Source organism: Kutzneria sp. NPDC052558 (assembly GCF_044547355.1).
Classification (GTDB): Bacteria; Actinomycetota; Actinomycetes; order Mycobacteriales; family Pseudonocardiaceae; genus Kutzneria.
Genome location: NZ_JBIUAG010000002.1, coordinates 552,740 through 566,616 on the forward strand (window position 1 = coordinate 552,740; position 13,877 = coordinate 566,616).

Genomic DNA, 13,877 nt, shown 5'->3' on the forward strand with positions numbered 1-13,877 from the left:
AAGTTGCGTGGCGCGACCGTCCTGAGCATCCCTAGCGTTGGCGGCACACCAACTCAGGGAGCAGACGCCATGCATGTGTTCGTCACGGGAGCGACCGGCTGGATCGGCTCGGCGGTCGTGGACCAGCTGATCGACGGCGGCCACGAGGTCACCGGACTGGCCCGCTCCGACTCGTCGGCCGCGATCCTGGCCGGCAGGGGCGCGAAGGTCCAGCGCGGGGACCTCGACGATCTGGACAGCCTGCGGGCCGGCGCGGACGCGGCCGAGGCCGTGGTCCACCTGGCCAACAAGCACGATTTCTCCGACCACGCGGGGACCAACGCCGCCGAGCGGGCGGCGGTGCAGGCCCTCGGCGAGACGCTGGCCGGCTCGCACCGGCGGTTCGTCGTCGCCTCCGGCCTGGCTTTCATCGCGCCCGGCCGGGTCGCCACCGAGCTGGACAAGTCCCCGTTCCACGGCGTCGACTCGATGCGCGGCGGCAGCGAGAACCTGGCGCTGGACTTCACCGCTCAAGGCGTGGACTCGATCATCACGCGGTTCGCGCCGACCGTGCACGGGACGGGCGACCGCTGGTTCCTGGCCGAACTGGTGTCGATTGCCCGGCGCACCGGCGTTTCGGCGTACGTGGACGAGGGGGCCAACCGCTGGTCGGCGGTGCACGTCGCGGACGCGGCCGGGGCCGTGCGGCTGGCCCTGGAGAAGCCGGTTCCGGCCGGCACGATCCTGCACGCCGTGGCCGAGACCGAGATCTCGACCCGGGCGATCGCCGAGGCCATCGGGCGCGGCCTCGGTCTGCCGGTCGAGTCGGCCCCGGAGGAGCACTTCGGCTGGGTGGGCCGGTTCTTCGGCGCCGAGATGTCGGCCGCCAACCACGCCACCCGCACGCTGCTGGACTGGACGCCGACCGGCCTCGGCCTGTTCGAGGATCTCGTTTCCTATTTCTGACAAGGAGTTCTCGCCATGATTCGCACCGGTGACCAACTCGCGGTGGTCAGCCAGAGCGGCCCGACCGTGACGCTGTTCGACGCCGTCAGCCACGAGGCGCGGACGGTGCTGACGCTGCCGGCCGAGCCGCATGAGCTGCTGTTCGACCCCGAGCACCGAAAGCTGTACTGCACCAGCACTTATCACGCCGGCTACTACGACGAGAACGACGGCCGCAACCATCTGCTGACGGTGATCGACCCCGACGCCGGGGAGATCGTCGAGGTGCTGGACCTCTCGCCGGAGCACGGCCCGCACGGGCTCGCGCTCGACCCGGTTCGACGGCTGCTGTACGTCAGCGTCGAGGCCGGGCCGGCCGGCCCGGGCGGCGTTGTCGTGCTGGACACCGAAACCCGCCGTGTGGTGCGGCGGATCGACACGCTGGCTCCGGGCCCGCACTGGTTCGCCATCGGCGCCGACGGCATTCTCGGTTACGCCACCAACAAGGAAGCCCCGTACGTGACCGTGGTCGAGCTGGCCACCGGCGTGCTGGTGGACAAGATCGCGGTGCCGGGCAGCGAGGGCATCTCGCTCAGCCCGGACGGCTCGACGCTGGCGGTGGCCGCGCCGAAGGCCGCCCACAACGGCGAACCCGGCAAGGAGCCGGGGGTGCGGCTCATCGACACCCGGACCGGCACGATCGTTCGGACCCTGCCGACCGAGCGGGCCCTGCTCGCGGTGCACTGGACGGCCACCGGGTTGCTGCTGGCCGGCGAGCTCGGACCGGGCGGCGTGGTGTTCGACCAGGCCGACCGGCGCGACGCCCGATTGCTGGTGTGGGCCGGGCCGTCGCCGACCGGCGTCGAGCTCGTCGGCTCGCTGCCGGTGGGCGCGGGCCCGCTCACCCTCACGTCCTCACCGGACGGCGAAAGGGCCTACCAGGCCAGCATTTTCAGCTCCACGGTGGGAGTGGTCGACGTGACCGTGCCGACCACTCCCACCCTCGTGGAGACGCTGTCCATCCCGCGTGCCAGTCAGGCCGGCGCGCACGGGCTCGCCTACATCCCGGCCGTGGCGTGAACCCGCCTGCCATTGCGCAGTTCTAGCTCGGCCCCGGCCCACCGGCGGCGGAACAGGCGGTCGTGGGAGACCACGACCACCGCCCCGGCGTAGTTGTCCAGGGCGACCTCCAGTTCCTCCACCAGGGTCAGCGACAGGTGGTTGGTCGGCTCGTCCAGCAGCAGGGCGTCCACTTCGGACACCAGCAGCCGGGCCAGCGACAACCGCCGTTGCTGCCCAACGGAAAGCGCACCGACCGGGGTCTTCAGGTCGGACTCGGCGAACAGGCCCAGCGACAGCAGTCGCTCGGCGTGCTCATCGAACGTGCCGACCCGGCCACGGGCGAAGGTGGCCAGCACGGTCCGATCGGGCATGCGCACCACGGATTCCTGAGCCAGGAAGCCGATGCGTCCATTTCGGACAGTGGTGCCGGCGTCCGGCCGCAGCTGCCCGGCCAGCACCGCCAGCAGGGTGGACTTGCCGGCGCCGTTGGGGCCGCAGACCAGCAGCCGGGAGCCGGCCTCGATGGTCAGTTCATCGAGAGAAAGCCTTCCCTTCACGGAAACATCGCTGGCAGCGAGCACAACGCCATCAGCAGCGCCGCCCGCGATGGGGGCGTCGAGCCGGAGCGGATCGGGCGGCCGGGGCACGGGATCCGCCCACAGCCGGTCGATCCGCTCGGCGGCGGAGCGCACCCGAGTGGTGATGCTGGCCTGCACCCGCTGCCCGTCCCCGTTGTACTTGCACTTGTTGTGGTCCTTGATCGGCCGGCCCGGGGCGACGTCGTAGGCGGTGGTCGCGCCGAACCGGGTCCAGTGCTCGATCTCGGCGACCCAGTCCAGGTACCGCTGCTCCCACCGCCGGCGGGCCGCCCACTTCTCGGCCAGGAACCCGGCGTATCCGTTGCCGTAGCGGGTGATCGCCCGCCGGTCCCCGTCGACCTCGATGATCGCGGTGGCCACCCGGTCCAGCAGCAGCCGGTCGTGGGTGACCACCACCAGCGTGCCCCGGTGCGCCAGCAGCCGTTCCTCCAGCCACTCCAGCGCCTGGGCGTCGAGGTGGTTGGTGGGCTCGTCGAGCAGCAGCAGCTCCGGCTCGGCCGACAGCACGCAGGCCAGGGCCAGCCGGGCCCGCTGCCCGCCGGACAGCCGGCCCAGCTGCCGATCGCGGGGCAGATGTCCGATGCGCAGCAAGGACATCGCCGCTTCGACCTTCGCGTCGGCCCGGTAGCCGTCGCGAAGTTCCAGCGCGGCCAACAGTTCCGCGAAGGTGTCGACGTCCTCCGGGCCGACCTCGCCGATTCTCCGTTCCAGGTCACGGATCTCGGCCAGCGCGGCGTCGATCGCGTCCTGCACCGTGGCGGTCTCGGGCAGGTCGAGAACCTGCCCGAGATGCCCGACACCGCCGGGAGCCCGCACGATGACCTCGCCGTCGTCGGGCCGCTCCTGTCCGGAGATCAGCCGCAGCAGCGTGGACTTGCCCGACCCGTTCTCGCCGACCACGCCGACCCGTTCCCCGGGCCGGACCGTGGCCGACACGGCGTCGAGCACCCGCCGGTGCGCGAACCGTTTACTCACAGCGCGAAGGGTGAGTTGAGCTGCCGAAGACACATTTGACATGAGACACCTGCCGCGAGAAGGAGAGAATGCGGGAGTGCCCGCCGGGCGGTCGCGCCTCGGTCGCGGGCTCTGGGTGCTCTCAGATCATGAACATAGTGGGACGAGAATGCCATCGCCCGGCGATGGCGTCAACCAGTTAGCCGAGATCGTCGATCCGGCGAAGAAGATGCTGGGCCGTCGGCTCGTTGAGGCCGAGCGCCACCGCCCGCTCATAGGCGACGCGGGCGGAGTCCTTGTCCCCCAGGCGATTCAGCAGCTCAGCCCGACTGGCGTGCCACCACGGGTAGCCGTCGAGGCCGGCGATTGCCTCCACCAGCGCCAAACCGGCGACGGGCCCGTCCCGCTCCCCGACGGCGACGGCCCGGTTCAGGCGCGCCACCGGCGTGTCGTGGATGGTCACCAGCACGTCGTACCAGGAGACGACGGCGTTCCAGTTGGTGTCCTCGTAGGTCAGCGAAAGCGTGTGGCAGGCGGCGATCGCGGCCTGCACGGCGTAGCGGTCCGGCCGGTCGGCGCTGCGCCGCAGGGCCACGCCGACCAGCTCCACGCCCTCCTTGATCGCCGGGCCGTCCCAGCGTGACCGGTCCTGCTGGGCCAGCAGCACCGGCGTGCCGTCGGCCGCGAACCGGGCGGCCCGGCGCGACTCCTGCAACAGCATCAGCGCCAGCAGGCCCAGCACGGTCGGCTCGTCGGGCATCAGCCCGGCGAGCACGCGGCCCAGCCGGATCGCCTCCAGCGCCAGCTCCCGCCGGCCCTCGTAGCCCTCGTTGAAGATCAGGTAGACCACGGTGGCCACGCCGTCGAGCCGGTCCGGCAGCTCCTCGGCCGCCGGCACCCGGTACGGGATGCCGGCCTGGGCGATCTTCTGCTTGGCCCGGGTCAGCCGCTTGGCCATGGTCGCCTCCGGCACCAGCAGCGCGCGGGCCACCTCGGCCGTGGACAGGCCGCCCAGCGTGCGCAGGGCCAGCGCCACCTGGGCGTCGACCGACAGGAACGGGTGGCAGCAGGTGAACACCAGTCGCAGCAGGTCGTCGCGGACCGTCTCCGGCGGCTCGTCCGCTGGGTGCTCCATCGCGGCGGCCTCCAGTTCGTCCCGTCGACCTTCGCGGCGGATGTGGTCGATGGCCCGGCGCTTGGCCGTGACCAGCAGCCACGCGCGTGGCTGGTCGGGCACGCCGTCGCGCGGCCACGTCTCCAGGGCACGCACCACTGCGTCCTGGGCCGCGTCCTCGGCCAGGGTGACGCTGCCGGTGACGCGGATCAGCGTGGCCAGGACGCGCGCGTACTCCTCGCGCACCAGCCGCGCGACCGCGTCACCGGCGGAGCTCATGCGAACGTGACCACCGGGCGGATCTCGATGACCCCGCCGCTCCAGGCCGCCGGGATCATCGCCGCGGTCTTCACGGCCTCCTCCAGGTCGGCGCATTCCAGCAGGTAGTAGCCGGTCAGCGCCTCCTTGGTCTCCGCGTACGGGCCGTCGGTGGTCAGCACGTCGCCGCCCTTGCCGCCCTGGACCCGGACCGTGGTGGCGGTGGCCGTGGAGTGCAGGGCGTTGCCGCCGCGCAGGACCGCCGCCGCGGCCTGGCCGAACTCGGCGTAGTCGCCGCTCATGTCGGCCGGACGGGACTCGTCCCAGTCCATGTCCTTGCTGTAGATCAAGGCCAGATACGTAGTCATGGCTGCTCCCGAGTGCTGCGGGTCGGCTCCGTTCGCCGACCGTCACCCTAGGGACGAACGGCCCTCCCCGCCGCAGGACACCTCGCCCCAATTTTTTTTCTACGTGAGTGGCTCATTTCGCATCTGGGGCCACCTGAGCCACTCAGGTGGCCCGAAACGACGAAATGAGCCACTCACGTGGAGAAGGGGGGAGGTGGGGGAGTCAGGCGCGGCGGCGGGGGCGGAGGCGGACGCCGGGCAGGGCCGGGGCTGGGATCCGAGCGCCGTCATGGCCCTTGACCAGGCCGAACCGGTCGCCGGTCTCCCACTCCTCGCGGGCCCGGGCGATCTCGTCGTGGTCGCGGCCGACAAAGTTCCACCACATCACCAGGTCGTCCTCGTACGGTGTGCCGCCGATCAGCACCGCCCGCGCGCCGACCTCGCTGGTCACGGTGACGTGGTCGCGGTTGGCGCCGAGATACAGCATCGGCCCGGACGGCAGGTCGTGGCCGAGGGCGGACAGCGAGCCGTCGACCACCACCAGGGCGTGCTCGAAGTCCCGGCGCAGCGGCACGGTGGCGGCCTCGCCCGGGGCCAGGGAGAAGTCGGCCCCGACCAGGGGGCTGTAGGTGGTGGCCGGCGACACCACGTCCCCGATGGCGCCGATGAACACCGTGGCCCGAAGGCCGTGATCGGAGAAGACCGGCAGGTCGGTGTGCTGTTCGAAGGACGGGGCGACGCTGTCGGAGGCGGCGGGCAGGGCCAGCCAGAGCTGGAGGCCGTCGAGCAGCGGCCGGTCGCCCAGGGAGAACTCGGAGTGCGAGATGCCGCGGCCGGCGGTCATCAGGTTGAGCTGGCCGGGCTTGATCACGACGTCGCTGCCGAGGCTGTCCCGGTGCCGGATCTCGCCGGCCAGCGGCCAGGTGACGGTCTGCAGGCCGGTGTGCGGATGCGGCAGCACGGTCATGTCGTCGCGCTGCGGGCCGAACCGGTCCAGAAAGCACCAGGCCCCGACCGTCGGCAGCGTCCGGTGCGGCAGCAGCCGGTCCACCTTGATCGCCCGCACGCCGCCGAGCGGCACGGCCCGGGCGGCCAGCAGCTGGACGTCGCCGGCGGCCGCGCCGTCCTCGTCGAGGGAAGGATTCGTGCACATGTTGCTCATGACCGGGCCCCTGTCAGAAGTACGCTGATCCCCACTATGACAGGGCCCGTCTGGATCCCGAGCCAGGCTGTCGTCGACGGCTCGACCGTCGAGCGCTACCGGCGCTGGCTGAGCACGCACGGAGGGCCGGACCTGCCCGACTACACGGCGCTGCACGCGTGGTCGGTGGCGGAGCCGGCGCGGTTCTGGGGCTCCCTCTGGGAGTACTTCGACATCCTGGCCACGCCGTACGACGAGGTGCTGGCCTCGGCCGAGATGCCCGGCGCGCGGTGGTTCACCGGGGCCGAACTGAACTACGTCGACCAGGTGTTCCGGCACGTCCGCGAGGGCACGGCGGTGGTCGACGAGCCGGAGCCGGGCGGCGTGGGCCGGCGGCTGAGCTGGGCGGAGCTGCGCCGGCAGGTGGCGGCGGTGGCGAACACCCTGCGGGGGCTGGGGGTCGAGCGCGGCGACCGCGTGGTCGGCTACCTGCCCAACATCGCCGAGGCGGTGGTGGCGTTGCTGGCCACGGCCAGCCTCGGCGCGATCTGGTCCTCGTGCGGCCAGGACTACTCGGCCCCGGCCGCGGTGTCGCGGCTCGGGCAGCTGACGCCGAAGGTGCTCATCACCGCGGACGGCTACCGCTACAACGGGAAGCCGCAGGATCGCCGCGAGGCGATCACCTTGCTGCGTAATGAGATTCCCTCACTCGAAGCCACGATCATGGTGTCCCGGCTGGGTTTGGAGCTGCCCGGGGTGACGCCGTGGTCGGTGGACGGCGATCATCCGCTGACCGTCGAGGCGGTGCCGTTCGACCACCCGCTGTGGGTGCTGTTCTCCTCCGGCACCACCGGAAAGCCCAAGGGCATCGTGCACGGCCACGGCGGCGTGGTGCTGGAGCACGTCAAGCAGCTGTCGCTGCACCTGGACCTGCGGCCGGAGGACACCTTCCTCTGGTACACGTCGCCGAGCTGGATGATGTGGAACTTCCAGGTCGCCGGCCTGCTGGTCGGGGCCACGATCGTCTGCCACGACGGCAATCCCGGCTTTCCGACGCCGGGCGCGCTGTGGGATCTGGCCCGGCGGCTGGAAGTCACGGTGCTCGGCACCAGCCCGGCCTATCTCCAGGCGTCGGAGAAGGCGGGCGTGCACCCGTCGCTGCCGACGCTACGTACGTTGGGGGCCACCGGATCCGTGGTGCCACCGGCCGCATACCGTTGGGTGGCGACGGAACTGGGCTCGGAGGTGGCGCTGGCCTCGACCAGCGGCGGCACCGACGTGGTCACCGCCTTCGCCGGCGCGGTGCCGACGGAGCCGATCTGGGCCGGCGAGATCTCCGTGCCCTGCCTGGGCGTCGCCTTGGAGGCGTGGGATGCCAATGGCCGGAGCGTCATCGACGAGGTCGGCGAACTTGTTGTCACCCAACCGATGCCGTCGATGCCACTGTCCTTCTGGGACGATCCCGACGGCCTCCGCTACCATGAAGCCTACTTCGCCCACTACCCCGGCGTGTGGCGGCACGGGGACTGGATCACCATCACGGGCCGTGGCACCGTGGTCGTGCACGGACGGTCCGACTCCACGTTGAACCGCAACGGGGTCCGCATGGGCAGCGCCGACATCTACGCCGTGGTCGAGAAGCTGCCGGAGGTCGCCGAGTCGCTGGTGATCGGGGCCGAGCAGCCGGACGGCGGTTACTGGATGCCGCTGTTCGTGGTGCTGGCCAACGACATCGAGCTCACCGAGGAGCTGACCGACAAGATCAAGGCGGCGATCCGCCGGGACGCCTCGCCCCGGCACGTGCCCGACGAGATCATCGCCGTGCGCGGCATTCCGCACACCCGGACCGGCAAGAAGCTGGAGGTGCCGGTGAAACGGCTGCTCCAGGGGGCAGCCGTGGCCGACGTCGTGGACCCGCAGTCGGTGGACGACGCCAGCCTGCTGGACGTGTTCGCGGGGCTCAGTTCACGCAGGTGACGCCGGACGCCGTGATCGACTGGCTGGTGTCGGCCGGGGTCGAGCCGGTCAGGACCGGCGAGCGGTCGGTGCTGGCGCCGGCGGCCTTGCCGGTCGGCGTGGCCGGCGTGGTCGTGGTGGGGGTGGTGGTCGAGGTGGTCGCGGTGGCGCTGAACCTGGCCGCCACGAACTGCTTGACCTGGGCCGGATCCACCTCGACGGCGTCGCCGTCGGCCGGCGTCCAGTAGGTGATGTTGACGATCGGAATGGTGTCGAAGGTGATGTTGCCGCCGGAGATGCCCTGCACCTGCTGGGCGAACTGCAACAGGTTCCAGTCCTGGTCCAGCACGACGGAGTTCTGCACGGCGGCGATGATCGCGTCCAGCTTGCTGGGGCTGGTCAGCGTGCCGACCGAGAGCAGCTGGTGCACGGCCGAGGCCAGGAAGGCCTGCTGGCGGCGCTCGCGGTCGATGTCGCCGTTGTCCAGGCCGTGCCGCTGCCGCACGAACTGCAGCGCCTGCACGCCGGACAGGCTCTGCTCGCCGGCCGGGAAGACCGCGCCGGAGTACTGCCGGTCGTCGACCGCGTGGTTGAGGCACACCGGCACGCCGCCCAGCGCCTGGCTGATCAGGTCGAAGCCGTAGAGGTTGATCTCGGCGTAGTGGTCGATGTGCACGCCGGTGAAGTTCTGCACGGTCTGGATCAGCGCCTTGCGGCCCTCGGTCTGCGAGCCACCGTGGTTGTTCATGCCGATGGAGTAGGCCGAGTTGATCTTGTGCTTGCCGAAGCTCTCGCCCTCGCCGTCGACGATGCTCACGTACGAGTCACGCGGGATGGAGATGGCCGATGCCTTGCCGCCGTCGCCGGGCACGTGCACCACGATCAGCGTGTCGGTGTTGAGGAAGCCGTCGTCCGGGCCGGCGTGCAGCGAGGCCAGCACGTCCGGGGGCAGCGGGTTGCCGTGCACGTCGGTGCGGCTGTCGATGCCGACCAGCAGGAAGTTGGTGTCCTGGCCGTCCTGGTGCGGCACGGTGGCCGCGGCCGCCGGCGGTGTGTGGTGCTCGATCACGTTGTCCGTGGTCAGGTGGGTCTGCGCCTGCTGGAGCAGGCTCCAGCCGTAGCCCGACAGGCCGATGACCGCGACCGAGGCCAGCGCGACCACGGTTCTGCCTGTGATCAACGCGGATCTGCCTGCACGCACGGTTCCTCCCCGGACTCGTGGACTACCCCCACTTCGGCAGACGCCGAAGCGCCCGATCCGGTTGCATGTGTTCTGTGACGCAACCTGGGGCGGGCACGGGACGTCACTACCCTGAACGGGACGACGTGAAGAGGGAGCATGGAAAACGAGACGACGACCGCGCGCCGCCCGTGGGGACTGCCCTGGTGGGCCGCCATCCTGCTGCCGCTGGTGACCACCGCGGCCGGCGCTTACGCGGACCTGACCTTCGAGCACAGCCTCGGCGTGCCCTTCCAGGCCGCCTACGCGGGCGGATGCGTGCTCGCGGTGCTGCTTGTCCGCCGCCGCAACCTGTTCGGGCCGATGGTGCAGCCGCCGCTGATCATGCTGTTCGCCGCCGCCCCGGCCGTCCTGGTGGCCAACGGCAACGCGCTGAGCGGCGGCCTGGCCGGCCAGGCCCTGACCGTGGCCACGCCCCTGGTGGACAACTTCATGACCCAGGTCGGTGTGACGATTGCCACGCTCGTGCTCGGCCTGATCCGCCTGATCCTCACCCGCCGCCCGGCCGCCCCGACCCCCGAGCCGGAGCCGATCGCCGCCTGAACCCGCCGCCGGATTGTTGAACAAAGGAAGGGGGCCTTCCTCCACTCGGAGTGAAGGAAGGCCCCCTTCCTGGCATCGACGGCGGGGTGGGCGGGGCTCAGCAGGTGAGGTTGCTGCCCGGGGAGACGCCCAGCAGGGCCGCGTACTGCTGGTAGAGGTTGACCCGGTCCTGCATCTGCGCGGTGTTGTGGCCGTCGCACTCCAGGCCGCCGTTGATGGCCCGGATGGTCGCCCCGAAGCCCTGGCCGTTGACCATGGCGGTGTGCGAGGCGGTGTTGGTCGCGCCGGTGCCGGTGAACCAGTACCAGAGGCCGGTCTGCCAGGCCACGGACGGGTCCTGCTCGACCAGGTACGGGTTGCCCAGCAGGTTGAGGCTCAGGTAGTTGCCGGCGGCGTAGTAGTTGAAGTTCCAGCTCAGCTGGAGCGGGCCGCGGCCGTAGTAGGCGTAGGTGCCGGCGGGGCAGCCGTAGGACTGGCTGGTGTCGCAGTAGTTGCCGGACTTGTCGATCTCGGTGATGTAGACCAGGCCGCCGGTCTCGTGCGAGACGTTGGCCAGGAACGCGGCGGCTTCCTGCTTCTTCACGGTGTCGCTGCCGGTGGTGGCGAAGGCCGGGAACTTGGCGATGGCCGCGGTCAGGCCGGCGTAGGTGTAGAAGCTGTTGCGGCTGGGGAACATCTGATTGAACTGGGCCTCGCTCACGACGAATCCGGTGGTGCCGCCACCACCGCCGCCGCCCCCGGAGCCGCCGGTACAGGCGCCCTGGTCGGCCCAGACCCCGGAGCCGCCGGTGCTCGGCGCCTCACCCTGGGTCCACCACTTGGCCAGCCAGTTGTCGCCGTTGTAGGAGGCGGTCATGCCGCCGGTGTAGACCTGGGTGGCGCTGTAGGCGGCGGCGCACGTGGCCGCGTTCGCGGTGGCAGGGGCCACGACCGCGACGGTGGCGGCCATGGCGAGGGTCGCCAGTCCCGCCAGGAAACGTCGTAACGACAAGGTGATCACTCCTCGACGCGCAGGGGTGCGTAGGCCCGGGGAACCAGCAAGCGCGGCGGGAGTGGCGGCTGCGCCGACGCTCTTCTCCTTCGGGCAACCCCACTAGACCGGATTGGTCTATACCAGTCAAGAGTGTGAATACGCGATTACGCCGTCCGGCCGCGAGTGTTACGCCGATCGGCCGCGCAGCAGCGAGGCCAGCGCCGCGACGGCGGCCATGACGGCCGCCGCGCCGAACACGGTGATCAGTCCATCGTGGAACGGACCGGACACAAGCGACGGAAAGAAGGTGTTGCCGGTCAACGCGGTCACGTGATCGGGCGGCAGGGTCTTGAGCACCCCACTGGGTTCCAGCAGGTGCGCAATCGGACTGTCCCCCAGAAACGCCGCGAACAGGGTGCTCACTGGCGGCAGCGAGGCCACCGACTGCGCGGTGGCGGCCGGCACGCCCTGGGCCTGGAGGCCGGCGCTGAGCGTGCTCGGCAGCGAGCCGGCAAGACCGACGATCATCAGCGAGAAGAAGACGCCGATGGACAGCGAGGTTCCGGAGTTCTGGAACGTGGACCGCATGCCCGAGGCCACGCCCCGGTCGGCCGCCGGCACCGCGCCCATGATCGCCGAGGTGTTGGGGGCGGAGAACATGCCCTGCCCGACACCGCTGACGAACAGCAGCAGGGCGAACAGCGGGTAGGAGAAGTTCACCGGCAGGGCCAGCAGGCCGAGGAAGGCGATCACCACCAGCACCAGGCCGCCGGTGGCGAACAGGCGCGCCCCGAACCGATCGGACAGGAAGCCGGAAATCGGGCCGGCTATGAGGAATCCGAACGTCAGCGGCAGCAGGTAGATGCCGGCCCACAGCGGCGTGTCCTCGAAGTCGTAGCCGTGCAGGGGAAGCCAGATCCCCTGTAACCAGATGATCAGCATGAACTGCATGCCGCCCCGGGCGATGGCGGTCAGCAGCGCGGCGATGTTGCCGGCGGCGAAGGCCCGGATCCGGAACAGCCCCAACCGGAACATCGGCTCGGCGATCTTCGTCTCGGCGACGCAGAACACCGCCAGCAGCGCCAGCCCGAGCCCCAGTCCACCCAGGACGATCGGACTGGTCCAGCCGGTGGAATGTCCGCCGTAGGGCTGGATTCCGTACGTGATCGCGGCCAGCAGCGCCCCGGTGCCGGCGGTGAAGGTCACCGTGCCGACCCAGTCGATGCGGGCCGGCCGGGGCGTGCCGATCTCGCGCAGGCTGCGGTAGGACCAGATCGCCCCGCCGACGCCGACCGGCACGCTCACCCAGAACACCGCGTGCCAGTCGATCACGGCCAGCAGACCGCCGGCCAGCAGACCGATGAACTGCCCGGCCAGCGCGGTGATCTGGTTGACGCCCAAGGCGGTTCCGCGCTGGCTGGCCGGGAAGGCGTCGGTGATGATCGCCGCCGAGTTGCCGGTCAGCATCGCCCCGCCGAACGCCTGCACGACGCGCCAGCCGATCAACCACAGCGCGCCCGCGCCGCCCAGGAACGGATCCAGCGACAGCGCGACCGAAGCGGCGGCGAAGATCGCGAAGCCGGCGTTGTACATGCGGACCCGGCCGAACATGTCGCCGAGCCGCCCCAGCGCCACCACCAGCACCGCCGACACCAGCAGGTAGCCCATGATCATCCAGAGCAGGTAGCTGATGTTGCCCGGGGCCAACGGATCCAGCCCGATGCCGCGGAAGATGGCCGGCAGCGAGATGATCACGATCGAGCCGTCCACGGTGGCGATGAACACGCCGAGAGTGGTGTTGGACAGCGCGATCCACTTGTAGCGCCCGCCGACCGCGGAGGCGTGCTCGACCGCCGTCACAGCCGCTGCGCCAACCGGTCCAGCAACGGCAGCACGGCCAGCAGCTTGCGCCGCTCGGCCGCGGTGAACTCCTCGGCCATGGCCCGGCCGAGCCGTTCGGCGCTGGCGGATCGCCGCTGCGACAGCATGTTCCGGCCGGCGTCGGTGATGGAGGTCAGCAGCTTGCGCCCGTCGGCGGCGTCGGCCTCGCGCCGGACGAGGCCACGACTGTCCAGATCGGACAGTGTCACGCCCATCGCCTGGGGCCGGATCCGCTCCAGCTCGGCCAGGGCGCCCGAGGTGGCGGGACCGTCCCGGTCCAGCCGGGCCAGCACCGACACCTCGGACAGGGTCACGTCGCCCACCGCGTGGGCCTGTCGCAACCGGCGCGCGATCCGGCCGACGGCGACCCGCAGGTCGGCGCCGGCCCGGACCAGGTCCGGGGACATGCCCTCGGTTGATGTGTCTGTCAGCTCCGCCACGACTAGCAACAGTAGGTTTATCAGTCCAGCCTGACAAGATGGCGCACGAGTGACCGACTAGTGACGCTAAGTATCCGAAAATAGTTCACGGATTCGCTGGGCCGAATAGCCGCCGAGAAATGACGGCAACGATTCCCGACACGCCCCGAACCGCCCAACCTCATTCGCGAGGCGAATCGGTCACCACCACCCCCGACGCTCACTGTGAGTAGCATTACTACTCTGTTCGTGTGCATCACTGAAACGCTCTTGAACCCGTGCGGGGGGCGGGCTAGCTTCCGAACAGCGCCAAAAACCGGCGGAAACTGGGGGCCGAAGATGAACGCATCGCTGCCCGAAGAGGCAGAGCTGGGCTGAGAAATCCTCTCCGTCGCTTACCGTCAATAAAGTCTCGCGAACACTGACAACGTTGTCGCAGCATTTCCCGGTGCTGCGCGGATTGGTG

Annotated in this window: 12 protein-coding genes; 4 read left to right on the forward strand and 8 right to left on the reverse strand. The window is 70.5% G+C overall.

The genetic code is table 11. The features are described from left to right. Positions 1-69: 69 nt before the first annotated feature. Positions 70-945 (forward strand): SDR family oxidoreductase, encoded by an 876-nt coding sequence (locus ACIG5F_RS05705; protein WP_396516214.1) that lies wholly within the window; start codon positions 70-72, stop codon positions 943-945. Between the two features lie 15 nt (positions 946-960). Next, positions 961-2,004 carry a YncE family protein gene (locus ACIG5F_RS05710; protein ID WP_396516215.1) on the forward strand — a complete coding sequence of 348 codons (1,044 nt, stop codon included), beginning with the start codon at positions 961-963 and terminating at the stop codon, positions 2,002-2,004. Here ACIG5F_RS05710 and ACIG5F_RS05715 read toward each other — a convergent pair. The 4 genes from ACIG5F_RS05715 to ACIG5F_RS05730 form a co-directional block, all read right to left on the reverse strand. Beyond that, positions 1,983-3,602, reverse strand: a complete 1,620-nt coding sequence (locus ACIG5F_RS05715; protein WP_396516216.1) for an ABC-F family ATP-binding cassette domain-containing protein — start codon at positions 3,600-3,602, stop codon at positions 1,983-1,985. The two genes, ACIG5F_RS05710 and ACIG5F_RS05715, sit on opposite strands and share 22 nt — an antisense overlap. A gap of 136 nt (positions 3,603-3,738) precedes the next feature. Beyond that, positions 3,739-4,932, reverse strand: a complete 1,194-nt coding sequence (locus tag ACIG5F_RS05720) for an RNA polymerase sigma factor (RefSeq protein ID WP_396516217.1) — start codon at positions 4,930-4,932, stop codon at positions 3,739-3,741. Next, a complete protein-coding gene (locus tag ACIG5F_RS05725; protein ID WP_396516218.1) occupies positions 4,929-5,279 on the reverse strand; it encodes a YciI family protein in 351 nt (116 codons plus the stop codon). Before ACIG5F_RS05725 ends, ACIG5F_RS05720 begins: the two co-directional genes overlap by 4 nt. Positions 5,280-5,481: 202 nt before the next feature. Continuing rightward, complete coding sequence (locus tag ACIG5F_RS05730; RefSeq protein WP_396516219.1) at positions 5,482-6,420, reverse strand: pirin family protein; 939 nt, start codon at positions 6,418-6,420, stop codon at positions 5,482-5,484. A gap of 36 nt (positions 6,421-6,456) precedes the next feature. Between ACIG5F_RS05730 and ACIG5F_RS05735 the strand changes: the two genes are divergently transcribed. Further along, positions 6,457-8,376: an acetoacetate--CoA ligase gene (locus ACIG5F_RS05735; RefSeq protein WP_396516220.1), complete on the forward strand. Its 1,920-nt coding sequence runs from the start codon at positions 6,457-6,459 to the stop codon at positions 8,374-8,376. Here the strand turns inward: ACIG5F_RS05735 and ACIG5F_RS05740 are convergent. Then, positions 8,360-9,535 (reverse strand): LCP family protein, encoded by a 1,176-nt coding sequence (locus ACIG5F_RS05740; RefSeq protein WP_396516221.1) that lies wholly within the window; start codon positions 9,533-9,535, stop codon positions 8,360-8,362. The two genes, ACIG5F_RS05735 and ACIG5F_RS05740, sit on opposite strands and share 17 nt — an antisense overlap. A gap of 159 nt (positions 9,536-9,694) precedes the next feature. On the opposite strand from ACIG5F_RS05740, the gene ACIG5F_RS05745 reads away from it, so the two are divergent. After that, positions 9,695-10,138: a DUF6542 domain-containing protein gene (locus ACIG5F_RS05745; protein WP_396516222.1), complete on the forward strand. Its 444-nt coding sequence runs from the start codon at positions 9,695-9,697 to the stop codon at positions 10,136-10,138. Between the two features lie 97 nt (positions 10,139-10,235). On the opposite strand, the gene ACIG5F_RS05750 is transcribed toward ACIG5F_RS05745, so the two are convergent. The 3 genes from ACIG5F_RS05750 to ACIG5F_RS05760 form a co-directional block, all read right to left on the reverse strand. Next, positions 10,236-11,129, reverse strand: a complete 894-nt coding sequence (locus tag ACIG5F_RS05750; RefSeq protein WP_396516223.1) for a glycoside hydrolase family 19 protein — start codon at positions 11,127-11,129, stop codon at positions 10,236-10,238. A gap of 168 nt (positions 11,130-11,297) precedes the next feature. Beyond that, entirely contained in the window at positions 11,298-12,971 is a 1,674-nt protein-coding gene (locus tag ACIG5F_RS05755) for an MFS transporter (RefSeq protein WP_396516224.1), read from the reverse strand. Next, positions 12,968-13,432: a MarR family winged helix-turn-helix transcriptional regulator gene (locus tag ACIG5F_RS05760; protein WP_396516225.1), complete on the reverse strand. Its 465-nt coding sequence runs from the start codon at positions 13,430-13,432 to the stop codon at positions 12,968-12,970. The genes ACIG5F_RS05755 and ACIG5F_RS05760 overlap by 4 nt, the downstream gene beginning before the upstream one ends. Positions 13,433-13,877: the final 445 nt, after the last annotated feature.